Consider the following 24,496-nt stretch of genomic DNA (forward strand, 5'->3'; position numbering starts at 1 on the left):
CCCTCACCCCGGCCCTCACCCCGGCCCTCTCCCGGAGGGCGAGGGAGGATGGGACGGTATTACCGCCGCACCGCCATCTGTTCCAGCCGCGCGATGCGCTCCTCCATCGGCGGGTGGGTGGAGAAGAGCTGCATGACACCGCCACCGGTCAACGGGTTCACGATGAACATGTGCGCCGTTGCGGGCCGAGCCTCCTGCATCGGCAGCGCCTGCGATGCCATGTGCAGCTTCCTGAGTGCCGAGGCGAGCGCCAGCGGCCGGCCGCAGATCTCGGCGCCGGAGGCGTCGGCCAGGTACTCACGCGAGCGCGACACCGCCATCTGGATCAGCATGGCGGCGATGGGGGCGATGATGGCCATGGCCAGCGAGCCGACCAGGCCGCCGATACCGCCCCCCTCTTCGTCATCGCCGCGGCCGCCCCCGAGCATGGCGCCCCACTGCAGCATGTTGCCGATCATGGAGATGGCGCCGGCGAAGGTGGCGGCGATGGTGCCCACCAGGATGTCGCGGTTTTGCACGTGGGCCAGTTCGTGCGCCATCACGCCTTCCAATTCCTCGGGGGACAGGATGCGCAGGATCCCTTCCGTGGCGGCGACCGCGGCGTGCTCCGGGTTGCGGCCGGTGGCGAAGGCGTTGGGGCTGTCGGACGGGATGATGTAGACCTTGGGCATGGGGAGCCCGGCCCGGGCAGCGAGGTTGCGCACCAGGTTGTAGAAGGTGGGGTGGTCCTGCGGGCCGATCTCCTGTGCGCCGTACATGCGCAGCACGATCTTGTCCGAGAACCAGTAGGAGAAGAAGTTCATCCCGAGGGCGAGGACGAAGGCCATCATCATGCCGGACCTCCCCCCGAGGGCCTGCCCCATGGTCACCATGAGGACGGTGAGAAGAGCTAACAGGAAAGTTGTTTTTAGTCTTTGCATGACATTTACCTCTACGAGAGTTGTGTCCCGAAGGACTTGTTTCGGCCGAGGGTAAATAAAAAGACCTTTACCCTCGGCATATAGTTACCAGGATAAAGGTCTTGTTGACAGGTTAACTGTCCCGGCTCCGGGTCTTGCGACCGTATTGACGAAGTCCGGGTCGGCCTTTTTCTGTGGCCGATAACTACTCCCCTTTAACGATACGAAATATAAATTCTCCTATCAGAGTTGTCAAGGGTAATCGGCAACAGCAAAGGCTGAGTCAAAGGCCAAGGATAAACAAACAGGGATGAAGGGGATAAAAGGGATAAAACCACACCTAAACCCTTATGGGTTAATCCCTGACAGGTTTTAGCCGTTATCCTTTTTATCCCCTTTATCCCTGTTAAACGGTTTAGGGTTAAAAAAAACGGCCCCTGCCGAAACAGGGGCCGTCGGTACTGCGTTTTCAGGCATTAGTCCATCTTGACGGGTACTTTTGCCTTGAGGACGAACTTGCCGTCCTTCACAACCAGCAGGGACAGCGGGCTCTTGATCGGCTCGCGGTTGGCCTGCATGCTGATGGTGCCGGAAACGCCTTCGAACTTCTTGGTCTGTGCCAGAGCGGTTTTGAAGACCTTCGGGTCCACGCTGTTAGCGCGCTTCATAGCGTCGGCCAGCAGCATCACAGCGTCGTAGCCCTGGGCGTCGAACAGGCCCGGGAGCTCGCCGTTGTGCTTGGCTTTGAAGGACTCGATGAACTTGGCCGTAGCCGGGGCTGCCTGCTCGGTGGAGAAGCCCAGAGCGGACATGGAGCCCTCGACGGCCGGGCCGCCCAGTTCGATGAATTTCGGGGAGAACAGGCCGTCGCCGCCGAACATCGGAGCCTTCAGACCCTGCTTGCGGGCCTCTTTCATGATGAGAGCGCCTTCGGTGTAGTAACCGGAGAACAGGATGACGTCCGGCTTCTTCGCCTTGATGTTGGTGATCTGAGCAGAGAAGTCCTTGTCGCCGTCTTTGACTTTCTCGTCAGCAACGATCTTGATGGACGGAACCTTGGCGGCTGCGTCGCGGAAGGTCTGGGACAGACCGACGGAGTAGTCGTTGTTGTCGGAGGTGATGATGGCGACTTTCTTGAAGCCGAGGTCTTTCGCGAAGTACTCGATGCAGGCGGGAATCGCGATGGAGTCGAGCAGGGTGTCGCGGAAGATGAAGTCGCCCACTTCGACGACGCCCGGGCCGGTTGCGCCTGCGGAGAGGAGCACGACGCCGGCTTTCTGAGCGATCGGAGCGGCAACCTTGGTGATGCCGGTGGTCGGGTCGCCAACGATGGCGGTGACATTGTCACGGGAGATGAACTTCTGGGTAACGGAAGCACCTTCCTGCTTGTCGCCGCGGTTGTCGGCTTCGACGATCTCGATCTTCTTGCCCTGGACGCCGCCGGCTGCGTTGATCTCGTCGGCAGCCATTTTCATGCCTTCGAGGGTCGGCTTGCCGAACATGGCCACGTCGCCGGTGAGGGCGCCGAGGAAGCCGATTTTGATGGTGTCGCCGGCGGGTTTCGCCGCCTCGGCGCCAGGGGCCGGGGCCTCTTCTTTCTTCTTGCAGCCGAATGCACCGACTGCGAGCATTGCTACGAGCAGCAGCGCGCTGATCTTCTTAAAGCTCATGCAGACTACCTCCTTGGGTTGATTAATCACATTGTTAGGTCCAGCTTCAGTACGTCAACAGATTCTAATTGTCACTACTCGATTGTCAAGACAGTGGCACTGAATTCCTCCTCTCCGGCTCTGGTTGAACCGGAGAGGAGGAAGTATCTGTCTTAGAAGTTGTACTTCACAATGAGTTTCACGTCGTACGGGTCGTCTGCGTCGAGCGCCTTGAAGTAGTCGCCGAGGAAGAGGTAGCCGGCACGTGCGCCAAGGGTCACGTTAGCGGTGAGCTTGTAGTAAGCTTCCGCGTTGATCTCGGTGCCGAGGTAGTCGCTGCCAGCCTGGGTCTTGTCTTCAGCAACAGCGGCGAAACCGGCGTTGACGCTGCCGGATACCTTGTCGTTGAAGGTGTAGTCGTAGCCAAGAGCAGCCATTGCCACACCGCGGCCGCCGTTGTTCACGTCGTAGATGATGGCGTTGTCGATGGAGGTGGCGTACTTGTCGCGGCCGAGCATGATCATCTCGGCATCGTAGAACTGGCCGCCTTCGGTGCCGCCCGGGCCGTTTGCGACGTAGAACGCCTTGTCGCCGCCGGTCACGTAGAGGAATTCGGAGCGCAGCGTGCCGCCAGCCAGCGGCATCTTGGCGCCGACGTTGACAGCGTAGCCCTTAGCATCGACATTGGCTGCCCAATCGCCGAACTGCTTCAGGAAGAAGCCGCTCAGAGCGACCGGACCGACGTTGGCGGCAGCATTGACGCCCAGGTTGTGAATCTTAACGTGGTTGGCAACAACATCGCTGCCGGAGTTGTTGGTGGAGTTGTCCTTGATGTAGTAGTAAGCAGCGCCGAGGCTCAGGTCCTTGGACACGTTGTACTTGGCATCGAGGGAGAACATGTCGTTAGTGGCGTGCCCCAGGCGGGTGTAATCCTGCTGGCGTCCATCTGTAGGGTCGACGGTGTCAGCATCCTTAGTGGCATCGTTGAAGCGGAAGAAGCCCGCGGAAACACTGGCCTTGTTGTACTCGTGGGAAAGGAGGACACCAGCCATGTCGCCGTCGAACACAACGCCTTTGAAGGAGTCATTGTAGGGCATCATACCGATTTTGGTGTTGAGGATGGGGTAGTTCAGGTCGAGGTAGAGGTGCTTGGTTTCCATGTTGACGGAGTCGGCACCGATAGCGCCACCCTGGCCACGGCCAACACTGTAGGAACCGTTGCCCCAGAAGTTGTAGTCGAACTCGAACTTGGTGACCAGTTTGACGTGGTCGTCAGCTTTTGCGGTGTAACCAAGGCGCACACGCTGTACGAAGTAGTTCGCATTGGGGGCATCCTTCTGTAAAACACCGCTGGAAGCGAAGTTGCCAGCGTCGAAGAACGTGGTGAATGCGCCGTTGAACTGGTTCTCGAGAGCGAGAGCGGAGCCTGCGGATGCTGCGGTGAGTGCGGTTGCGATGGCTACTACTAACAGCTTCTTGTTGCTTTTTTTCATACTGCCTCCTCGTTGTGTAGTAATTGCATTACAGCTTTTTGTACAACTGTGTTGCCAGGCTAAACTGAGAAGAAACCTGTCCCCCCTTTCCTTTTATTAAATAAACAGATTGCAGATACAGAACTGGCCCCTGCTGACGCAGGGGCCAGCAATGAACTACAATATCTGGCTCAAAAACAACTTGGCGCGCTCGTGCGTGGGCGCGGTGAAGAAGTGCTCTGGCGTGCCCTCCTCCACGATGCGACCCGCGTCCATGAAAATGACGCGGTCGGCCACCTCGCGCGCGAAGCCCATCTCGTGCGTCACCACGGCCATGGTCATACCGTCCTTGGCGAGGTCCTTCATGACGTCGAGCACCTCACCGATCATCTCGGGGTCGAGCGCGGAGGTCGGCTCGTCGAACAGCATGAGTTTCGGGTCCATGGCGAGCGAACGGGCGATGGCCACGCGCTGCTGCTGACCGCCGGAAAGCTTGCCCGGGTACGACTTCGCCTTGGCGGCGAGGCCCACACGCTCAAGAAGCATCATCGCCTTCTCCTCGGCCTCCTGCTTCGAGCGCTTGCGCACCACGATCTGGGCCAGGGTCAGGTTCTCCAGCACGGTCTTGTGCGGAAAGAGGTTGAAGGACTGGAACACCATGCCCACCTCCTCGCGCACCTTGGTGATGTCGGTCTTCGGGTCGTAGAGGTCCATGCCGTCCACGACGATGGTGCCGCGGTCGATCTCCTCCAGCCTGTTGATGGAACGCAGGAGCGTCGACTTGCCGGAACCGGAAGGCCCGATGATGACCACCTTCTCGCCGTCGTAAATATCCAGGGACACCCGGTCCAGGGCACGGAAGGAGCCGTAGACCTTGATGATTTCTTTCGCCTCTACCATTTTCCTGCGGCTATTTGTTGACACTGACACGCTCCTCCATTACGCCGATGATCTTCGAGAAGAACAAGGTGATGATCAGGTAGATCAGCGCGATGACCGTGTAGGTCTCAAAATAGGTGAAGGACTCGGAGGCGTACTCGCGGCCGCGGCGCAAAAGGTCGGCGACCGCGATGATGGAGACCAGCGAAGAATCCTTCAAGAGGGCGATGAATTCGTTGCCCACCGGCGGGAGAATCACCTTCACCGCCTGGGGGAGGATGACGTGGATCATGGTCTGGCGACCGTTCATCCCCAGGGAGAGGGCTGCCTCACGCTGTCCCTTGGCGATCGACTCGATCCCGGCGCGTACCACCTCGCCCATGTAGGCGCCGTAGCATACAGCCATGGCGATGATGGCGGAAAGGATGGCCGGGACCTTCACGATGGTGCCCAGTGCGTAGTAGATGTAGAAGATCTGCACCAGGAGCGGGATGCCGCGGATGACCTCGACGTAGAGGGAGGCAACGCCGTTGAAGAAGCGGTTCTTGGAGATACGGCCCAGGCCGGTGATGAGGCCGATGACGATGGCCAGCAGTATCGCCCCGAGGGTCACCTGGAAGGTTACCGCGATGCCGTCGGGAACGAACTTGATAATGTTGAGGTACGGGTCCGGCTTGCTCCAGACCAGGTAGGCAATGGTGCCGATGGCGCCAAAGAACGCTATGCGCCAGGCGGTAAAGAGGCCGCGGTCGCTTTTACGGGGGATGGCGGCGCCGTCCCCTACATCGATGATCTGCTTTTTTGCTTCAGTACTCATGCTTTCTTGTGACCGCCCCGGGCCGGTGTACCGGCTTTTGTTGATGCGCTGCTGTGCTGCTGTTTCTGTTACAGAAAGCTCCTGCAGAATCGGTTACTACCGTCGGGTAGCGTTCCATTCTGCAGGAGCTTTGGGTTGTTACTTAAGCTGCCACTTTTTCTTGAGCTGTACGTCGATCTTCTTTTTCTGAACCGCTGCGATCCCCTTGTTCAGCTGGGCCACCAGGTCCTTGTTGCCTTTCTTGACGACGATGCCGTAGGCCTCTTTGGTGAAGGACTTGCCCACGATCTTGAACTTGGAGCTGTACTCCTTCTTCTGCAGGGCGTAGGTAATGGCGGTCGGCTCGTCGCAGACGACACCGGCGATGCGGCCGGCAGCCATGTCCTCGAAGGCAAGGCCCACTTCGTCGTAGGTCTTCAGCTCGACGCCGGCAACTTTCTTCACCTCCATGGCGCCGGTGGTGCCGATCTGAGCGCCAACCTTCTTCCCCTTCAGGTCAGCGATCTTGGTGCCTTTCTCAGCCTTGGGCACAACGAGAATCTGGCCGATCTGGACATACGGGTTGGTGAAATCGTATTTGGCCTGGCGCTCCGGGGTAATGGTAACCGAGGAGATGATGGCGTCGTACTGGCCCGCTTCAACGCCGGCGAAGATGCCGTCCCAAGCGGTGTTCTTGAAGGTGACCTGCAGGCCGGCCTCTTTGGCGACGGCAGTCATGAAGTCGATGTCGAAACCGACGATCTTCTTGTTGGCGTCAACAAACTCCATCGGCGGCCAGGTTGCGTCGGACGCGACAGTGATCGCCTTCGGTGCGGCGAAAGCCGCGGACACAAAACAGAGTCCCAAAGCCAAAACTGCAGTCAGAGTACGAAGTGCTTTCATGCTTCCTCCATAAATTGTCTTTAATATTAAACGGAATACACCATTTAGCTTATCGCCGCATACTTTTAAAGCTATTCCACCCTCTTGTCAACCACTTATTAATTATGGATTGCGCTCGTTTTAAGCCCATGTTAACTTGTCATACCACAATTTAAGAAATTCAAGGTTTTATGAGGTCAAAATTACTTTGGGATCTGTGAAAAAAATTCGCGCGGGTATACTTCTTTTGATAACGACGTTCTTCTGGGGCGTAACTTTCACTGTGGTGAAGGACGCCATCAGCAGGGTGGACGTATTCGTTTTCCTGTCTCAAAGATTTCTAATCGCAGCTGCAATCATGCTACCCATCGCCTTAACGCGCACTAACAGAGTTGAAATTAAATTACTCACGCATGGATCCATTCTTGGCATTCTCTTATTTGCATCGTACGCCTTCCAGACCGTCGCCCTGAAGTACACCAGCGCGTCCAACACCGGTTTTCTTACCGGGCTCAGCGTCCTCCTGGTGCCCCTCTTCGGAGGCGCCATATTCAGACATACCGTGGGAACAGGGATCAAGTGGGGGGTAGGCCTGGCGACACCCGGGCTGTTCCTGCTCTGCACCGACGGCAGCCTGAGCTTCAACGTCGGCGATATCCTGGGCGCCATCTGCGGGGCTTGCGTCGCGCTGCACCTGCTCTACACCAGCCATTTCGCTCGCCACGCCGACAGCGACGTCTACCTGCTCACCACCTTGCAACTCTCGGTGGTAGGCCTCCTGAGCCTTGCCTCGGCACAGGTGCGCGGGCAGGAGGTCTTCGTCTGGCACCCGGAACTGCTCGGGACCCTGGTGGTCTGTGTGCTGATCGCCACCATCTTCGCCTTCCTGGTGCAGACCACCATGCAGAAGTGGATCAGCCCCGCCCATACCGCGCTGATCTTCTGCACCGAACCCGTCTTTGCCGCAGCCTACGCATACTACGCTGCCGGCGAAAGGCTGGGAGTCCTGGGCTTGCTCGGGGCAGTTCTCATCCTTGCCGGCATGGTCGTTTCCGAGTTGCTTCCCGATGGCGCCGAAAGCGAAGCGAGCGTGAGCGTCGCCGCCGAGGGGTGACGGTAAGTTATCGGTTGACACCGGTTTCTCCTTATAATAATTTTTTCGACCTGGCCATACCGGCACACGCACAATAGGCGCACCTGCCGCGCCAAAAGGGGAAGCGATGATAAACACAGGACACCACAGCGAACTCAAGCACCATTTCGCCAGCGACAACTACGCGGGGATCTGCGCCGAAGCATGGCAGGCGATGGCGGAGGCCAACAGCGGGCTGGCGAGTTCCTACGGCGACGACCGCTGGACCGCGCAGGCGTGCGAGAAGATCCGGGAGCTATTCGAGAAGGATTGCGAGGTTTTCTTCGTGTTCAACGGCACCGCGGCCAACTCGCTGGCGCTGGCATCACTGTGCCAGTCCTACCACTCCATCGTCTGCCACGAGATGGCGCACATCGAGACCGACGAGTGCGGCGCCTCCGAGTTCTTTTCCAACGGCACCAAGGTGCTTTTGGTGCCGGGCGACAACGGCAAGATCAACCTCGACGCCGTCGAGCACACCATCACCAAGCGCAGCGACATCCACTACCCCAAGGCGCGGGCCCTGAGCATCACCCAGGCGACCGAACTGGGCACGCTCTACTCCGTATCCGAACTGCAGGCAATCGGGGAACTGGCGAAGCGGTTCGACCTGCGGGTGCACATGGACGGAGCGCGTTTCGCCAACGCGGTGGCGGCCCTGAACGTCGCGCCCAAGGAGATCACTTGGCAGGCCGGCGTTGACGTCCTCACCTTCGGCGGGACCAAGAACGGCTTTGCCGTGGGCGAAGCGGTGGTCTTCTTCAACAAGGAACTCGCCTACGAGTTCGATTACCGCTGCAAGCAGGCCGGCCAGTTGGCCTCCAAGATGCGTTTCCTCACCGCCCCGTGGATCGGCATGCTGGAGAGCGGCGCATGGCTTAGAAACGCGACGCACGCCAACAGCTGCGCACGTCTTTTGGCCAACGAGATCAAGAAGATACCGCAGGTCCGCATCATGTTCGAAAGCCAGGCCAACTCCGTATTCCTGGAAATGGCGCCCGAGGCGCTGGAAGCCTTGAGGGCCCGCGGCTGGCACTTCTACACCTTCATCGGCTCCGGCGGCGCCCGCTTCATGTGCTCCTGGGACACCAGGGTCGAGGAGGTCGCCAACCTGGTGGCGGATATCAAGGCCGTGGTCTAGAAGGGACTGGCTCCGTCAGGTGCCTGTCCCTTTAGCGGAACGCCCCTTTCAGCTCAGCCATCTTTGCCAAGCATTAAGGGGACAGGCACCTGTCGGAGCCAGTCCCCTTCCTTTCCTGGCCACCTCCCTCACCCGCCCTCCGGGCACCCTCTCCCGGAGGGAGAGGGCATCAGGTTAAAAGAAGGGACGCTGAGTTTGTTCAGCGTCCCTTTCTATTGCATCAGAAAATTCCTGATACCCTTTTACGTTTATTCCTACTGCATCTCCAGCTGCTGTGCCTTGGTGAAATAGCTCCGGTAGCCTTGTACCACTATAAGATAAGCGGTGATGGCAACGGCGCCGGTAATGGCGCACATGATGGCTATCTGGTAACGGACCGCCACCATCGGCTCGGTACCGGAGAGGATCTGGCCGGTCATCATCCCCGGAAGAGAAACGATCCCCATGGCGGCCATGGTGTTGGCGGTCGGCATGATGGCGGCGCGAAAGGCGTTTCTCAGCGCCGGCTTCGCCGCCTGGCGCGCGCTGGCACCAAGACAGAGCGCTGTCTCTATTTCCTCGCGCCGCTCCCGCATCTCCGCTCCCAGGCGCTCGGCCGCAAGGCTCGCGCCGTTCATGGAGTTGCCGATGATCATCCCTGCCAGCGGGATCAGGTAACGGGGATCGTACCAGGGGGAATAGTGCACCACCAGCGAGCAGAAGACGAAGGTGACACCCCCGCAGCCGACCAACAGCGCCGTCCCCACCACCTGGTAGAAACGCGGCATCTTGCGCTTGATGCGCGCGCCGATCACCTGCAGCGAGAAGCCTCCCATCACAAGCAGGATGGCCAGTACCGGGAGCGGATGCTTGACGGCGAAGATGAAGTGGAGCAGGTAGCCCACCGCGAGCAACTGGAACACCATCCGTAGTGAAGCCCACAACATCTGAGCCTCCTGGCCGATGCGTTTCAGCTTCGCGAGCCCGATCGCGAGCAGCACCAAACTGTAGGCGACGACGAGATCGAGGATACCGAGATTGACCAAGCCTTGGTTGTCCATCACACCTCCTGGTCCGCAGGCTCCGCCAGGAACCTCTTCAACTCCATGCTCGCCGGGTGTGCCAGCAACTCGGCAGCCCTTCCCTGCTCCAGTATCCGCCCCGCTTCCAGGTAGAAACAGTAGTCGGCCACCTTTTCCGTCAGGCGCAGGTCGTGAGTCACCATGATCATGGTGAGGTTCCTGCCGTGGCAGATCTCGCGCAGGGTCGCGGCCAGGCCATCCGAAGTCCTGCGGTCCAGCGCACTGGTCGGTTCGTCCAAAAGGAGCACCTGCGGCTTGGTGATCAGGGCTCGCGCCACGCCCACCCTTTGCTGCTGTCCCAGCGATAGGGATCGTCCGTCCCGTTCCAGCAGTTCCCGGTCCAGCCGCGCCAGCGCCAGCACCTCGGCTACCTCCCCGCTTTGCGCTGCAGGCGGAGTCTCGTGCCGGTAGCGAAACGGCATCTGCAGGTTGTCGAGCACGGTCCCCTCGAACATGAACGGCTTCTGCGGCACCAGCGCCACCATGCGGCGCAACTGAAGCGGGTCCATGGTGGCGATGTCTGTCCCACCGACCTCGATCCGTCCCTCGCTCGGGTCGGCAAGCCGGTTGATCAGGCGGATCAGGGTACTCTTCCCGCCCCCGGACGGACCGATGATGGCCGTTATTTCCCCTGCCTTGGCAGCAAAGGAAATGCCGTCCAGCAACTTGACGACGCCCCCATCAGCACTGCGCCCTAAAAAAGAGACACTGTCGACGGTGACCATGTCGGTATCGGCTCTACTCAAAGCTTCATCTCTCCATTGCACCCTTCGCTACCTTGAATTGACATGCCCCCCAAAGTACAGTATTGTACGTTTAACGGTACAACTAGCAAAGGGTGACAATCATGAATACAATTACTTACAGCTCAGCCCGCAGCAACCTTGCTGAAACGATGGAGAAAGTATGTGACGACCATGCCCCGGTAATCATCACCCGGAAAGCTGCTAAACCAGTCGTCATGATGTCGCTGGACGACTATGAGGCACTTGAAGAAACGGCGTACCTGCTCAGAAGCCCAAAGAACGTGCGCCGCCTGATGGAATCTGTCGCCGAATTGGAAGCAGGCAAAGGACGCGAAAGGGAGCTTGTCGAGTGAAGCTGATCTTCTCGGAATTTGCTTGGGAAGATTATCTGCACTGGCAAAGCGCGGATAAAAAGATATTGAAGCGTATCAACACACTCATCAGGGAAATCCAAAGAACGCCTTATCAAGGGATAGGCAAGCCAGAACCTTTGAAGCACGCCTTGTCAGGCTTTTGGTCTCGCAGAATCAACGATGAACACCGCATCGTCTACAAAGTTGATGATGACGCCGTCCTGATCGCTCAGCTTCGCTACCACTACTGATCTAGTCCCTACCCGATCGAGGCCAACTCCAGCCTCCCGCCCCAACGCAGCATCAACTCTCCACGCAGCCTTTCATGCCCGGGCTGGTTCAGCTCCGGATCCTTCTCGACCAGGGCGAAGGCATCCTTACGGGCCTGCTCCAGAACGCCGCCGTCGCGCAGGATGTCGGCTACGCGCAGTTCCGGCATACCCGCCTGACGGGTGCCCAGGAAATCACCGGGACCCCTGATCTGCAGGTCCGCCTCGGCAATGACGAAGCCGTCCGAGCTTTTCACCATTACCTCCAGCCGCTTCTGACCGTCCTCGGAAAGCTTGTCGCCGGCCAGCAGGATGCAGCGCGAGCGCTCACTGCCGCGCCCCACCCTGCCCCGCAACTGGTGCAACTGGGAGAGCCCGAAGCGCTCGGCGTGCTCGATCACCATCACCGTGGCGTTAGGGACGTCGATGCCGACCTCGATGACGGTGGTGGAAACCAGGATGTCGGTCTCCCCCGCCTTGAAGCCCTTCATCACCGCTTCTTTCTCGGCCGCGCTCATCCGGCCATGCAGCACGGCAACACGCAGGTCCGGGAATACCTCCTGGGCCAGGTGCTCGGCCATCTGCACGGCAGCCTTCAGGTCGATCTTCTCGGACTCCTCGACCAGCGGATAGATGACGTACGCCTGCCTCCCCTTCCCCACCTCCTCGCGCACCAGCGAATAGACTTCGCGGCGGCGCGACTCGCGCACCATGCGGGTTTCTATCGGCGTCCGCCCCGGCGGCAGTTCGTCGATCACCGAGAGGGAGAGATCGCCGAAAACGGTCATGGAAAGCGTGCGCGGGATCGGGGTCGCGGTCATGACGAGGATGTCCGGATTGCTTCCCTTTTTCTTCAAAAGCGCGCGCTGCACCACGCCGAAGCGGTGCTGCTCGTCGATGATGCCCAGTCCCAGCCGGTGGAACTCGACCTTGTCCTGGATCATGGCATGGGTGCCGACCACGATGCGTGTCTCTCCCGACGCGATCTTATCCAGGGTGTCGCTCTTTCCCTTGATGCTGGCGGTCAAAAGCGCGACCGAGATGCCGAGTTTCTCGCAGTAGCCGTGAATGTTCAGGTAGTGCTGCTCGGCCAACAGTTCCGTCGGGGCCATGATGGCGACTTGGTAGTCGTTCTCCACACAGATGAGGGCGGCCATGAGGGCCACCAGCGTCTTGCCGCAGCCGACGTCCCCCTGCACCAGGCGGTGCATCGGGTGCGGCGCGATCATGTCCTCCTTGATCTCGGAGAGGACACGCTTCTGAGCGCCCGTCAGGCTGAAGGGAAGGAGTTTGAGCAGTTCCTTGGTGTAGCGGTGGCTGACCTGGAAGCTGATGCCGTCCTCGAGCGCGATGCCCCGTTTCTTCATCGCCAGCCCAAGCTGCAGGAAGAACAACTCGTCGAAAGCCAGTGAACGGTGCGCCGCGGAGCGCCCGCTGTTGAGATCGGCAAGAGAACTGGAGGGGTCGGGCTGGTGCGCTTCCCTGAGCGCCACCGGAAGACTCAGGAGGCGATGCCGGCGTAAAAGCTCTTCCGGGAGCGCCTCTTTGACGTAGCGGCTGTAGCGCGGCACGGTGTCGCGCATGATGCGGCGCATGACCTTCTGGCTCACCCCCTCGGTCAGCGGGTACACGGGGAGGATCCGGCCGAAGTTTTCGGGATCCCGCGCCATGACCTCTTCGATCCCCTCCCCCTCGCCGGCCCACTCCACCTCGGGATGGTGCATCTCGCGCTGGAAGCCGAACTGCGCGACGTCGCCGATGAAGATGCCGCGCCTGCCGGCATAGAACTGCTTCTTGAGGAAGTTGGGATGGAAGTTAAACCACTTGAGCGGCAGGCTGCCGCTTTCGTCCCTGACGATGGCCTCGAAGTAGCGCCGTCCCCCCTTGGTGACCTGCGCCTCGGCGGAGACCACGGTGGCGAAGAACGCCTCGGAGTTGCCGGGACGCAGTTCCGAGATGCGCTTCAATTGGCGCCGGTCCTCGTAACGGTTGGGGAGTACATACAGAGCATCCTCGACCGTCGCGATCCCCTTCTTGGCGAGGATATCGGCGAGCTTGGGCCCCACCCCCTTGATGGCGGTCATCGGGGTCTTCAACTCTTCGGGGACGGAAACGACAGAGGCTGGTGCTGGTTTAACGGGCGTAACGGTGTTGGCGGGTTTAGCTGGAACGTGCCTGGTAACGCGGAGGACGCCGTCGACGACATCGACGCTGACCTGATCGCCGGGAGAGAGCTTCAGGGCATCCCTAAGCTGTTCCGGAAGCTTGAGCGACCCGTCTGGCGCGAGCGTTATGATCGGCATGGGAAGAAAAGAAAGGCGCCCGGAGCAGGCTCCGGGCGCCGGTCGTGGTTATTCGAAGATCTTGTTGAGGTCGGCGACGATGTCGTCCACGCTGATGCCGTGGGCGGCGCAACCCTGCTCGAGGGACTCGTTCTGAGCACCCATGCAGCCGATGCAGCCGAGGTTGTATTTAGCGAGCACCTTGACGACGTCCGGGTGCATCCTCATCACTGCGGCAAAAGTCATATCCTTGGTTACCTGAGCCATGTAAATCCTCCTGGTCACGCGCTGGCGCGCATGTTGTTTGTGGTGCGAAACGGATGGGTGCTGCTGCTACTCGTAGCGAATCTCGATGATCTCGTATTCCTTCATCCCCGAAGGAACACTGACGCGGACGGTGTCATCCAGCTTGTGCCCGATCAGCGCCTTGCCCACCGGCGAGGTACAGGAGATCTTGCCCAGCTTGATGTCGGCCTCGTCCTCGCCGACGATCTTGTAGGTGATCTCTTCCTCGGTCGCGGTGTCGTACACGGTGACCGTGGCGCCGAAGACCACCTTGTCCGGCTTCAGGTTGGAGAGGTCGACCACGTAGGCCCTCGCCAGTTTGTCCTGCAGCTCCAGTATGCGCCCCTCGATGAAACCCTGACGGTTCTTGGCCGCATCGTACTCCGCATTTTCAGAAAGATCGCCATGCGACCTCGCCTCGGCGATATCCTGGATCACCTTGGGGCGTTCTTCCTTAATCAGGCGTTTAAGGTCCTCCTGGAGGGCCTCGTAACTCTCCTTGGTCAATGGAACTGTCTGAGACATCGCTTTTTGCTCCTTGATGAACTTATAGGGGGGCCTGGAGGCCCCCCGCTGTGCTGCATGTGCTGGATTTGGAAAGGGAGCGCCTTGTGCGGCGCTCCCCGGTCGGTTACTTCAGATATTCCTGGATGGACTTCACTTCCAGCTTGGACTGTGCCGTGGCGATGATGCCGTCGACCGCCGCCCGTGCCCCCGATGCCGTCGTGTAGTAGGCGACGTTGTTGATCAGGGTGTTCCTGCGGATCGAGTAGGAATCCGCCACTGCCTGGGCGCCGTGGGTGGTGTTGATCACCATGCAGATCTCGTTGTTCTTGATCGCATCCACGATGTGCGGGCGCCCTTCGAGGACCTTGTTGACCACCTGGACGGGGATGCCCTTTTCCTGCAGGTACGTTGCCGTACCGCGCGTGGCGACCAATTCGAAGCCCTGATCATACAGTCTTTTTGCCGCGCTGACAATATGTTTTTTGTCCAAGTCTTTCACTGATATGAAGACCTTACCGGTTGTCGGCAGCTTCACGTTGGCACCCATCTGGGCCTTCGCGTAGGCCTTGGCGAAGGTGTCGCCGATGCCCATGACCTCGCCGGTCGACTTCATCTCCGGTCCGAGAATGGTGTCGACGCCCGGGAACTTGGCGAAGGGGAACACCGACTCTTTCACCGAGATGTGCTCGGGAATGATCTCCTCGGTGACGCCCAGTTCGGTCAAAGTCTTGCCGGCCATGACGCGGGCGGCGATCTTCGCCAGGGGCCTGCCGGTCGCCTTGGAGACGAAGGGCGAGGTGCGCGAGGCGCGCGGGTTCACCTCGATGATGTAGATCTGGTTGTCCTTGACGGCGTACTGGACGTTCATCAGGCCCTTCACGTTCAGCTCCAGCGCCATCACCTTGGTCTGGCGCCTGATCTCCTCCACGATCTCCGGGGAGATGGAGTACGGCGGCAGGGAGCAGGCGGAGTCGCCGGAGTGGATGCCCGCCTCCTCGATGTGCTCCATGATGCCGCCGATAACGGCGATGTTGCCGTCGCACAGGGCGTCGACGTCGATCTCGATGGCTTCATCGAGGAACTTGTCGATCAGGATCGGGTGTTCCGGGGAAGCCTGCACCGCGGTGTGCATGTAACGGCGCAGGTTGTCGACGTCGTACACGATCTCCATGGCGCGGCCGCCAAGGACGTAGGAGGGACGGACCACGACCGGGTAGCCGATGCGGTCGGCGACGGCCTCGGCCTCCTCGAAGGAGCGGGCGGTGCCGTTCTCGGGCTGGCGCAGGTTCAGCTTCTGCAGCATCTCCTGGAAGCGTTCGCGGTCCTCGGCGCGGTCGATGGCGTCGGGCGAGGTGCCGATGATGGGCACGCCCGCCTTCTCCAGGGCGACGGCAAGTTTGAGCGGTGTCTGCCCGCCGAACTGCACGATGACGCCGGTCGGTTTCTCCACGTCGACGATGTTCAGCACGTCCTCGAGGGTGAGCGGCTCGAAGTAGAGGCGGTCCGAGGTGTCGTAGTCGGTGGAGACGGTCTCCGGGTTGCAGTTGACCATGATGGTCTCGTAGCCGTCCTCGGAGAGGGCGAACACGCCGTGCACGCAGCAGTAGTCGAACTCGATCCCCTGGCCGATGCGGTTGGGTCCGCCGCCCAGGATGATGATCTTCTTGCGGTCGGTCGGCTCCGCCTCGCACTCCTCCTCGTAGGTCGAGTAGAGGTACGGGGTGTGGGCGACGAACTCGGCGGCGCAGGTATCGACCCGCTTGAAGACCGGCTTGACGCCGTTGGCCAGACGCAGCTCGCGTACCTCGCCTTCGGTGATCTTCCAGAGCTGGGCCAGGTACTTGTCGGAGAACCCGTAGCGCTTGGCGTCCCAGAGGGTGTCGCGCAGCACGTCGCCGCCCGCTTTCACGTCGGCCTCTTTCAGGCACTCTTCCATCTCGATGATCTGGCGGATGTTGTGCAGGAACCAGGGGTCGATGGCGGTCAGGGCGTAGATCTCCTCAACGGTCATGCCGCAGCGGAAGGCGTCGCCCACGTACCAGAGACGGTCGCAGTTGGGGGTGCGCAGCTTATCGAGGAGCAGGTTGCGCTCTTTCTCGGTAAGCGCCCGGCGGGTGTCGCCGCCCACGCCGAAGAAGCGGGACTCGAAGCCGCAGGAGCCGATCTCCAGCGAGCGGAGCGCCTTCTGGAAGCTCTCCTTGAAGGTACGACCGATGGACATGACCTCGCCCACCGACTTCATCTGCGTGGTCAGGGTCGCGTCGGCAGCCGGGAACTTCTCGAAGGTGAAGCGCGGGATCTTAGTGACCACGTAGTCGATGGTCGGCTCGAAGCAGGCCGGCGTCTCCTTGGTGATATCGTTGGTGATCTCGTCCAGGGTGTAGCCGACGGCAAGCTTCGCGGCGATCTTCGCGATCGGGAAGCCGGTCGCCTTGGAGGCAAGCGCCGAGGAGCGGGAGACGCGCGGGTTCATCTCGATGACGATGAGGCGGCCGTTCTTCGGGTTGATGCCGAACTGGATGTTCGACCCGCCGGTGTCGACGCCGATCTCGCGGATGATCTTGAGCGAAGCGTCGCGCAGGATCTGGTATTCCTTGTCGGTCAGGGTCTGCGCCGGTGCCACGGTGATGGAGTCGCCGGTGTGCACGCCCATCGCGTCGAAGTTCTCGATGGAGCAGATGATGACGACGTTGTCAGCCGTATCGCGCATGACCTCGAGCTCGTACTCTTTCCACCCGATCAGCGACTCCTCGACCAGGATCTCGTCGGTCGGGGAAGCCTCGATGCCGGCCATGGACATGCGCTCGTACTCTTCCATGTTGTAGGCGATGCCGCCGCCGGTGCCGCCCAGGGTGAAGGAGGGGCGGATGATGGCCGGGAAGCCGACGTGCTTGATCACATCCATGGATTCCTGGTAGTTGTGCGCCAGACCCGACCTCGGGATATCGAGACCGATCCTTACCATCGCCTCCTTGAACAGGGTGCGGTCCTCCGCCTTCTTGATGGCCGGGAGCTTCGCGCCGATCAGCTCCACCCCGAACTTCTCCAGGGTGCCGTTCTCGGCCACCGCGACCGCCGTGTTGAGAGCGGTCTGGCCGCCCAGCGTCGGCAGCACCGCGTCCGGGCGCTCCTTCTCGATGATCCTCGCCAGGACCTCCGGGGTCACCGGCTCGATGTAGGTGGCGTCGGCGAAGTCCGGGTCGGTCATGATGGTGGCCGGGTTGGAGTTGAGGAGGACGACCTGGTATCCCTCCTCCTTGAGGGCCTTGCAGGCCTGGGTGCCCGAGTAGTCGAACTCGCACGCCTGGCCGATGACGATCGGTCCCGCGCCGATGATGAGGATCTTCTTGATGTCTGTGCGTTTAGGCATTTAAATCTCCCGTAAATCTGTAAATCTAGTTCTACGTTCTACGTTCTAAGTTCTACGTTAAAAAACAGGTCCCTCGTCGTCGCACATTCCACGTTAAGCAGCCCCTACCGAAGGCAGGTTTAAACGTAGAACGTAGAACATAGAACGTAGAACTTGTTTTTTGGTTACTCCGGTTCTTCCTGCACCCACCCGTTTTCCAACTCCAACTTTTCCAGCGCCTCGACCGCCTCGGCGTACTCGTCGCTGGTGATCCTTCTCTCTATCCCTGGGGTCTGCGCCGCGGCGTGCGCCGGGAAGTACTGGCTCATAAGGGCAATGTGCGTTTCCATCCCCAGGTTTTCCGCGATCCAGGCCAGCGTTTCCGGACTCCCCGCCTGCCCTTCCGGCAGCACCAGGTGCCGCACGATCAACCCGCGCACCGCGATGCCGTCCTCGTCGCACTCCAGGTGCCCCACCTGCCTCAACATCTCGGCCAGGGCCCGCCGGTTCACCTCGGTATAACCCTTGGCGCCGGAGAGCTTTACAGCCACATCGTTGTTGCAGTACTTCATGTCCGGCAGGTAGATGTCCACCACGCCGTCCAGCAGGGCCAAGGTATCCAGCCTCTCGTAGCCGCTCGTGTTCCACACGATGGGGATCCGGAATCCCTTGCGGATGGCGAGGTAGAGCGCGGCCAGGATCTGCGGCGTGAAGTGGGTCGGCGTGACGAAGTTTATGTTGTGCACGCCCTTCTTCTGCAGCCCCACCATCTTGTCCGCCAACTGTCCCACCGTCAGGTCGGTGCCGTTTCTGAGCTGGCTGATCGGGAAGTTCTGGCAGAACTTGCAGTTCAAAGTGCAGCCCGACAGGAAGATGGTGCCGGAGCCCTTGGTGCCGGAGATGGGCGGTTCCTCGCCGCGGTGCACGTTGGCGGAGGCGATGCGCACCTCTTTGCCGCTTTCGCACAGCCCCGTCTCCCCCTTCAAGCGGTTCACACCGCAGGCATGGGGGCAGAGGTCGCAGGCTGCCAGGCGGGCGTAGGCCATCTTGATGCGCCGGGACAGCTCGCCGTTTTCATAAAGCTCTTGGAATTTCATCAACCTACTGCAGCTTCCTTCAACTTGTTTCTCGTTCCCAAGCTCCAGCTTGGGAACGCAAAGCGCCAGAAGCTCCTGCTTCGACTTAGACATGCAAAGCTGGAGCTTTGCGCTGCAGTTGGTTCCCAAGCTGGAGCTTGGGAACCAGAAAAGGTCAGGGTGAGGTCAAGGATGAAGTTCTCAACCTTAACCTCAGCCTCAACCTAGTTTTTATGCTTCTCCATCAACTCCACGAACCTGTTGAACAGGTAGTGCGAGTCGTGCGGCCCGGGGGACGCCTCGGGGTGGTGCTGCACCGAGAAGATCGGGAGGGTCTTGTGCGCCATCCCCTCGACGGTCTGGTCGTTCAGGTTCTCATGGGCGAGGCCGGCGACGTTGGAGAGCGACAGGATGTCGACCGAGAAGCCGTGGTTCTGGGCGGTGATCTCCACCTTCTTGGTGGCGATGTCCATGACCGGCAGGTTCGAGCCGTGGTTGCCGAACTTCAGCTTGATGGTGCGCCCGCCCAGGGCAAGGCCCAGGAGCTGGTGACCGAGGCAGATGCCGAAGATGGGCTTCTTGCCCACGAACTTCTTGATGTTCTCGATGACTTCCTTCATCGGCTCCGGGTCGCCCGGGCCGTTGGAGAGGAAGATGCCGTCCGGGTTCATGGCCAGCGCAGACTCGGCCGGGAACGTAGCCGGGACGACGGTAACGTCGCAGCCTGCGGAGACCAGGCAGCGCAGGATGTTCAGCTTGATGCCGAAGTCGTAGGCGACCACCTTGTATTTCAGGTCCCTCTTGTCGACTTCGGGGTAGCCGGTCTGCAGGTCCCACAGCCCCTGGGTCCAGTGGTAGGGGGCGGAGCAGGTGACGCCGGTGGCAAGGTCGAGGCCGCTCATGGACGGGATGGCGCGCGCTTTTTTCACCAGGCTCTCCGGATCGAAGTCGATGGTGGAGATGATGCCGTTCTGGGCCCCTTTGTCGCGCAGGTGCCGGGTCAGGGCGCGGGTATCGATCCCCTGGATGCCCACCACGCCGTTCTCCTTGAGGTAGGCGTCCAGGCTCATGGTGGCGCGGTAGTTGGAGTAGCAGTCGAGGTACTCGCGCACGATGAAGCCGGAGAGGTAGAGCTGGTTGCTCTCGATGTCCTCCGGGTTGATCCCGGTGTTGCCGATCTGGGTATAGGTCATGGTGACCATCTGCCCCTTGTACGAGGGGTCGGTGAGCACTTCCTGGTAGCCCGACATGGCGGTGTTGAACACCACCTCGCCGCTGGTTTCGCCCGTTGCGCCGAAGGCCTTCCCTTTGAAAATCCGGCCGTCCGCCAGAGCAAGCACTGCTTTCATGTATCTTCTCCCGAATCCGTTATATTTCTGCCGCGCATCACGCGCGTATCTCATTTACACTCAAAGCCCCTCACCCGGCCTTCGGCCACCCTCTCCCGAAGGGCGAGGGGGCAGGTTCCTTCTCCCCTCGGGAGAAGGTGCCCCGGAGGGGCGGATGAGGGCGTTGCCTAAGTCCCCTAGGTAAGGAGACCCTAGGCCTGGTACACCACCTGTCCCTTGACCACGGTGTACACCGCCTTGCCTTTCATCTTCCACCCCAGGAAGGGCGAATTTTTCGACTTCGACTCCAGCTTGGCCGCGTCTACCTGCCACTCCTTGCCCGGGTCGATGACGGTGACGTCGCCGACCGCGCCGACCCTCAGGGTGCCGCGATCGATCCCGAGGATCTTCGCGGGGTTGCAGGACATCACCGAAACCAGCCCTTTAAGGTCCAGCACCCCTTCTTCGACCAGCTTCAAGGAGAGCGGCAGCGAGGTTTCCAGGCCGACGATGCCGTTCAGCGCCACGTTGAACTCGACGTCCTTCTCGTCCGGGTGGTGCGGGGCGTGGTCGGTGGCGATGGCGTCGATGGTGCCGTCGGCGAGGCCCGCCTTCATGGCCGCCACGTCGGACTCGCCTCTGAGCGGCGGGTTCATCTTGGCGTTGGTGTTGTAGCCGCGTACCGCATCGTCGGTAAGCGTAAAGTAGTGCGGCGCGGTCTCGCAGGTCACCTTCACGCCGCGTGCTTTGGCGTTGCGGATGATGCGGGCGGAACCGGCGGTGGAGATGTGGGCGATGTGCACCGGCGCGGAGGCGAACTCGGCGAGGTACACCTCGCGGGCCACCGCGATATCTTCGGCCGCCCAGGGGATCCCCTTGAGCCCGAGCTCGGTGGCGACGAACCCTTCGTTCATCACCCCCTCACCCACCAGGGCGAGGTCCTCGGAGTGCGAGATCACGGTGATGCCGATCCCCTTGGCGTACTCGAGGGCGCGGCGCATCAGTTCGGAGTTGCACACGGGCTTGCCGTCGTCGGAGACCGCTACGCAGCCGGCCTCTTTCAGGTCGCCCATCTCGGCCAGGCTGTCCCCCTTGCTCCCCTTGGTGATGGAGCCGATCGGGAAGACGTTGACCAGCGCCTCGCTCTGGGCCTTGTTGACCACGTAGCTGGCCACCGCCTTGTTGTCGATCACCGGCGAGGTGTTGGGCATGCAGGCCACCGAGGTGAAGCCGCCGGCCGCAGCGGCGCGGCTGCCGGTGGCGATATCCTCTTTGTATTCGAGGCCCGGATCGCGCAGGTGCACGTGCATGTCGATCAGGCCCGGGGTGACCAGGAGCCCCGTTGCGTCGATGGCCTGGGTCCCCTCCGGCGTCGCGATCCCCTGCCCCAGTTCGAGGACCACACCGTCCGCAATCAGCACGTCCATGATTTCGTCGATCCCCTGCGAAGGATCGATCACGCGCCCACCTTTTATCAGAAGATTCATCTCTAACCCCTCCTAAAACCCGTTAAAAGGTTCAACGTTCAACGTTCGAGTTGCCGTCCTGCCTGTGGCTTCCGACGCGGAACGGCTAGTTCACTTCAGGATTTCATAAGGTCAACGTCCAGGCGAAGCGATGAGGTTAACATCGAACGTTGAACGTTGAACGGCCTCTGGTTATTCCACCGGCTCTCCGCCGCAGACGTGGTACAGCATGGCCATCCTGACCGCCACGCCGTTCTCGACCTGCTTCAGAATCGCGGACTGGTCGCAGTCGGCCACGGAAGAGGCGAGCTCCACACCGCGGTTGATCGGGCCGGGGTGCATGACGATGGCGTCTTTCTTGGCCAGGGCCAGCACGGCGGGGTTGAGACCGAAGTAGCGGGAGTATTCACGCATGCTGGGGAGCAGGGTCTTGCCCTGGCGCTCCAACTGGATCCTGAGCATCATGACCACGTCGGCCTGGTCCACCGCCTCGCGCATGTCCTTGCAGACGGTCACGTTGCCCAGGCGCTCGATGCCGGGGGGCATCATGGTCGGCGGGCCGGCCAGGAAGACCTGCGCGCCCATGGTGGTGAGGCCGTAGATGTTGGAGCGCGCCACGCGGCTGTGGGTGATGTCGCCGACGATGGCGACCTTCAGACCGGCCAGCTTGCCGAACTTCTGGCGCATGGTGAGCATGTCCAGGAGCCCCTGGGAGGGGTGCTCGTGGGCGCCGTCCCCGGCGTTGATCACGGAGCAGGAGACGCGCTTGGCGAGGTACTCGTGGGCGCCGGAGACCGAGTGGCGCATGACGATGATGTCGGGCTTCATCGCGAGGATGTTGGCGGCGGTGTCGGAGAGGGTTTCACCCTTGACGACGGAACTGGTCGACGCGGTAATGTTGACGGCGTCGGCGGATAACCGCTTGGCGGCGATCTCGAAGGAGGTACGAGTCCTGGTGGAGGCCTCGTAGAAAAGGTTGATCACCGTCTTGCCGCGCAGAGTCGGCACCTTCTTGATGTCCCGCTGGTTGATCTCGCTTAGGCTGTCCGCCGTGTCGAGGAGCAGTTCGATCTCCTCTTTGGTCAGATCCTTCAGGGCGATGATGTCTTTGTGCCTGAAACCCATGGTCCCCCCCCAGAAACTAGTTTTGCGCCACGCACCGTTACGTGGCGCGTTAATCATCACAGAATTAAAGCTGATCTAAAACCTTCCCTCACCCGGCCTCCGGCCACCCTCTCCCAAAGGGCGAGGGCTTCACTTAACCCTTCTCCCTCCGGGAGAAGGTGCCCCGCAGGGGCGGATGAGGGAGGAGGCGCGGAGGGCGAATGATTATTCGCCCCTACGCCCCCCATTGTTCCGTTATTTCTGCAGGATGACTTCGGTCGGCTTGTTATCGGCGTCGAAGGCGACCATGATGTTTTCGCTGCGGCTGGTCGGTACGTTGCGCCCTACGAAGTCGGCACGGATGGGAAGGTCGCGGTGCCCGCGGTCCACCAGCACGGCCAGCTGGATGCAGGAAGGACGTCCCTGGTCGAAAATGGCGTCCATGGCGGCGCGGATGGTGCGGCCGGTGAAGAGAACGTCGTCCACCAGCACCACCTTCTTGCCTTCCACGGAGAAGGGAAGCTCGGTCTTGCCGACCGGCAGATGCTCGTGGTGCCCCTTGATATCGTCGCGGTACATGGTGATGTCCACCGCCCCTACCGGGATCTCGACCCCTTCGATCTCGCTCAGGCGCGCGCCCAGTTCCTGGGCCAGGTGCACCCCGCCGGTCCTGATGCCGACCAGCACCAGTCCATCGACCCCCTTGTTCTTCTCCAGCACCTCGTGGGCTATCCTGGTCAGGGCCCTTTTTACGCCGGTGCCATCCAGTATCACAGTGTTTTCAGCCATAATAACCCCCTGTCATCGGCGTAAGCGCCTGTGGTGAATCGGTTTTCGTCTCGCGCCTGGGCGCGTAATTAAAAAGAGCCTTTCCGCGCAGGTGGGCGAAAAGGCTCTTTCTTTAGATAGTAAAAGAGTGCTTTATGCTTCACCTTTGCTAACCTCACGGGGCTAATTTAAAAGGCAACGAATAAATTTGGGACAAGGTAGCATCGAGCCTCGGCAGAGTCAAGGAAAAGGAGTAAGAACAGACAAAGATTTAGATTAAGATTAAGCAATAAATCAAAGACATTGGCACCAAACCTCAAGTGGGTGTGAATACTCGATCGGGAGCCGCTCTGCCCCCCTTACCGCCCCCCTTAATCTCAATCTTTATCTCAATCTTTATCTCAATCTTTATCTTGATCTGCGTCTAGTTGTCTTTATTTGCCTTTAGTGCTATAAAGCTCGCACCGTTTTTCGGAATAATGCAGACTTGTTGCAGTGCGTACCGGGCTTGCCCCCTACCCTGCATGGGTACAAAGGAAGAAGTGATGTTGACAGGAAAGCAGAAGAGATTTCTCCGCGCGCTCGGCCACGGCCTCAAGCCGGTGATCCAGGTGGGCAAGAGCGACGTCAGCGAGGCGCTGATCAAGGAGACCGTGGAGGCGCTGGCCAGCCACGAGCTGATCAAGGTGAAGGTGCTGGAGAGCTGCCTCATGGACCGCCACAGCGTGGCGGAAGAGCTGTGCGCCGCCTGCGAGGCGGAACTGGCGCAGGTGCTGGGACGCACCCTGCTGCTCTACAAGCAGGCCAAGGAGCCCAAGCTGGAGCTCCCCAAGGGGAAATAAGCGCGGGCAGAAGGGACTGGCTCCGTAAGGTGCCTGTCCCTTTAGCGGAACGCCCCTTTCAGCTCAGCCACCTTCCCAAAGCACTAGGGGGACAGGCACCTGGCGGAGCCAGTCCCCTCAAGAGAAAAGCCTCCCCGGACCTGCCGGGGAGGCTTTTTATATTTGAGGTCCACATCCCCTCTCCCTCTGGGAGAGGGTCAGGGTGAGGGG

General features: G+C 60.5%; 22 protein-coding genes. 5 read left to right on the top strand and 17 right to left on the bottom strand.

All coding sequences use genetic code 11. From position 1 onward, the window contains the following. Positions 1 to 59 precede the first annotated feature (59 nt). From htpX to H7687_RS07355, 6 genes are all read right to left on the bottom strand, one after another. The gene (htpX, locus tag H7687_RS07330; RefSeq protein ID WP_183346407.1) at positions 60 to 920 is read right to left on the bottom strand and encodes a zinc metalloprotease HtpX; all 861 of its coding nucleotides are present in this window, start codon (positions 918 to 920) and stop codon (positions 60 to 62) included. A gap of 455 nt (positions 921 to 1,375) precedes the next feature. Next, positions 1,376 to 2,569, bottom strand: a complete 1,194-nt coding sequence (locus H7687_RS07335; RefSeq protein ID WP_183346408.1) for an ABC transporter substrate-binding protein — start codon at positions 2,567 to 2,569, stop codon at positions 1,376 to 1,378. A gap of 152 nt (positions 2,570 to 2,721) precedes the next feature. Further along, positions 2,722 to 4,041: a porin gene (locus H7687_RS07340; RefSeq protein WP_183346409.1), complete on the bottom strand. Its 1,320-nt coding sequence runs from the start codon at positions 4,039 to 4,041 to the stop codon at positions 2,722 to 2,724. Between the two features lie 156 nt (positions 4,042 to 4,197). Next, entirely contained in the window at positions 4,198 to 4,944 is a 747-nt protein-coding gene (locus H7687_RS07345) for an amino acid ABC transporter ATP-binding protein (protein WP_308469777.1), read from the bottom strand. Further along, positions 4,931 to 5,716, bottom strand: a complete 786-nt coding sequence (locus H7687_RS07350; RefSeq protein ID WP_183346410.1) for an amino acid ABC transporter permease — start codon at positions 5,714 to 5,716, stop codon at positions 4,931 to 4,933. The genes H7687_RS07345 and H7687_RS07350 overlap by 14 nt, the downstream gene beginning before the upstream one ends. A gap of 138 nt (positions 5,717 to 5,854) precedes the next feature. Further along, complete coding sequence (locus H7687_RS07355; RefSeq protein ID WP_183346411.1) at positions 5,855 to 6,598, bottom strand: basic amino acid ABC transporter substrate-binding protein; 744 nt, start codon at positions 6,596 to 6,598, stop codon at positions 5,855 to 5,857. A 196-nt stretch (positions 6,599 to 6,794) separates the two neighbouring features. Here H7687_RS07355 and H7687_RS22085 point away from each other — a divergent pair, with 196 nt between their 5' ends. Further along, positions 6,795 to 7,691: a DMT family transporter gene (locus tag H7687_RS22085; protein ID WP_281376686.1), complete on the top strand. Its 897-nt coding sequence runs from the start codon at positions 6,795 to 6,797 to the stop codon at positions 7,689 to 7,691. 106 nt (positions 7,692 to 7,797) lie between these two features. Then, entirely contained in the window at positions 7,798 to 8,850 is a 1,053-nt protein-coding gene (locus H7687_RS07365; protein ID WP_183346413.1) for a threonine aldolase family protein, read from the top strand. A 254-nt stretch (positions 8,851 to 9,104) separates the two neighbouring features. Here H7687_RS07365 and H7687_RS07370 read toward each other — a convergent pair whose 3' ends face one another. Beyond that, on the bottom strand, positions 9,105 to 9,890 hold the full coding sequence (locus tag H7687_RS07370) for an ABC transporter permease (protein ID WP_183346414.1): 786 nt from the start codon (positions 9,888 to 9,890) through the stop codon (positions 9,105 to 9,107). Further along, positions 9,890 to 10,657: an ABC transporter ATP-binding protein gene (locus H7687_RS07375; RefSeq protein ID WP_246404683.1), complete on the bottom strand. Its 768-nt coding sequence runs from the start codon at positions 10,655 to 10,657 to the stop codon at positions 9,890 to 9,892. Before H7687_RS07375 ends, H7687_RS07370 begins: the two co-directional genes overlap by 1 nt. A 101-nt stretch (positions 10,658 to 10,758) precedes the next feature. Between H7687_RS07375 and H7687_RS07380 the strand changes: the two genes are divergently transcribed. Together H7687_RS07380 and H7687_RS07385 are read left to right on the top strand one after the other, a co-directional pair. Beyond that, complete coding sequence (locus H7687_RS07380) at positions 10,759 to 11,010, top strand: type II toxin-antitoxin system Phd/YefM family antitoxin (protein ID WP_183346415.1); 252 nt, start codon at positions 10,759 to 10,761, stop codon at positions 11,008 to 11,010. Continuing rightward, positions 11,007 to 11,261: a Txe/YoeB family addiction module toxin gene (locus H7687_RS07385; RefSeq protein ID WP_183346416.1), complete on the top strand. Its 255-nt coding sequence runs from the start codon at positions 11,007 to 11,009 to the stop codon at positions 11,259 to 11,261. The genes H7687_RS07380 and H7687_RS07385 overlap by 4 nt, the downstream gene beginning before the upstream one ends. Positions 11,262 to 11,269: 8 nt before the next feature. Here H7687_RS07385 and recG read toward each other — a convergent pair whose 3' ends face one another. From recG to pyrR, 9 genes are all read right to left on the bottom strand, one after another. Continuing rightward, complete coding sequence (recG, locus tag H7687_RS07390) at positions 11,270 to 13,582, bottom strand: ATP-dependent DNA helicase RecG (protein WP_183346417.1); 2,313 nt, start codon at positions 13,580 to 13,582, stop codon at positions 11,270 to 11,272. A gap of 48 nt (positions 13,583 to 13,630) precedes the next feature. Next, the gene (locus H7687_RS07395; protein ID WP_183346418.1) at positions 13,631 to 13,828 is read right to left on the bottom strand and encodes a DUF1858 domain-containing protein; all 198 of its coding nucleotides are present in this window, start codon (positions 13,826 to 13,828) and stop codon (positions 13,631 to 13,633) included. A gap of 66 nt (positions 13,829 to 13,894) precedes the next feature. After that, complete coding sequence (greA, locus tag H7687_RS07400) at positions 13,895 to 14,371, bottom strand: transcription elongation factor GreA (protein ID WP_129125827.1); 477 nt, start codon at positions 14,369 to 14,371, stop codon at positions 13,895 to 13,897. Positions 14,372 to 14,477: 106 nt separating this feature from the next. Beyond that, positions 14,478 to 17,723: a carbamoyl-phosphate synthase large subunit gene (gene carB, locus H7687_RS07405; protein ID WP_183346419.1), complete on the bottom strand. Its 3,246-nt coding sequence runs from the start codon at positions 17,721 to 17,723 to the stop codon at positions 14,478 to 14,480. A 164-nt stretch (positions 17,724 to 17,887) separates the two neighbouring features. Then, a complete protein-coding gene (locus H7687_RS07410) occupies positions 17,888 to 18,799 on the bottom strand; it encodes a radical SAM protein (RefSeq protein ID WP_183346420.1) in 912 nt (303 codons plus the stop codon). Between the two features lie 203 nt (positions 18,800 to 19,002). Continuing rightward, on the bottom strand, positions 19,003 to 20,127 hold the full coding sequence (gene carA / locus H7687_RS07415) for a glutamine-hydrolyzing carbamoyl-phosphate synthase small subunit (RefSeq protein WP_183346421.1): 1,125 nt from the start codon (positions 20,125 to 20,127) through the stop codon (positions 19,003 to 19,005). Positions 20,128 to 20,318: 191 nt separating this feature from the next. After that, the gene (locus tag H7687_RS07420; RefSeq protein ID WP_183346422.1) at positions 20,319 to 21,593 is read right to left on the bottom strand and encodes a dihydroorotase; all 1,275 of its coding nucleotides are present in this window, start codon (positions 21,591 to 21,593) and stop codon (positions 20,319 to 20,321) included. Between the two features lie 171 nt (positions 21,594 to 21,764). Next, a complete protein-coding gene (locus tag H7687_RS07425; protein ID WP_183346423.1) occupies positions 21,765 to 22,697 on the bottom strand; it encodes an aspartate carbamoyltransferase catalytic subunit in 933 nt (310 codons plus the stop codon). Positions 22,698 to 22,931: 234 nt separating this feature from the next. Beyond that, positions 22,932 to 23,465, bottom strand: coding sequence for a bifunctional pyr operon transcriptional regulator/uracil phosphoribosyltransferase PyrR (pyrR, locus tag H7687_RS07430; RefSeq protein WP_183346424.1), 534 nt, complete (start codon positions 23,463 to 23,465; stop codon positions 22,932 to 22,934). A gap of 524 nt (positions 23,466 to 23,989) precedes the next feature. On the opposite strand from pyrR, the gene yhbY reads away from it, so the two are divergent. Then, the gene (yhbY, locus tag H7687_RS07435) at positions 23,990 to 24,286 is read left to right on the top strand and encodes a ribosome assembly RNA-binding protein YhbY (protein ID WP_183346425.1); all 297 of its coding nucleotides are present in this window, start codon (positions 23,990 to 23,992) and stop codon (positions 24,284 to 24,286) included. The last annotated feature ends 210 nt before the right edge of the window (positions 24,287 to 24,496 follow it).

This window comes from Geomonas paludis, from assembly GCF_014193585.1.
Lineage (GTDB): Bacteria > Desulfobacterota > Desulfuromonadia > Geobacterales > Geobacteraceae > Geomonas > Geomonas paludis.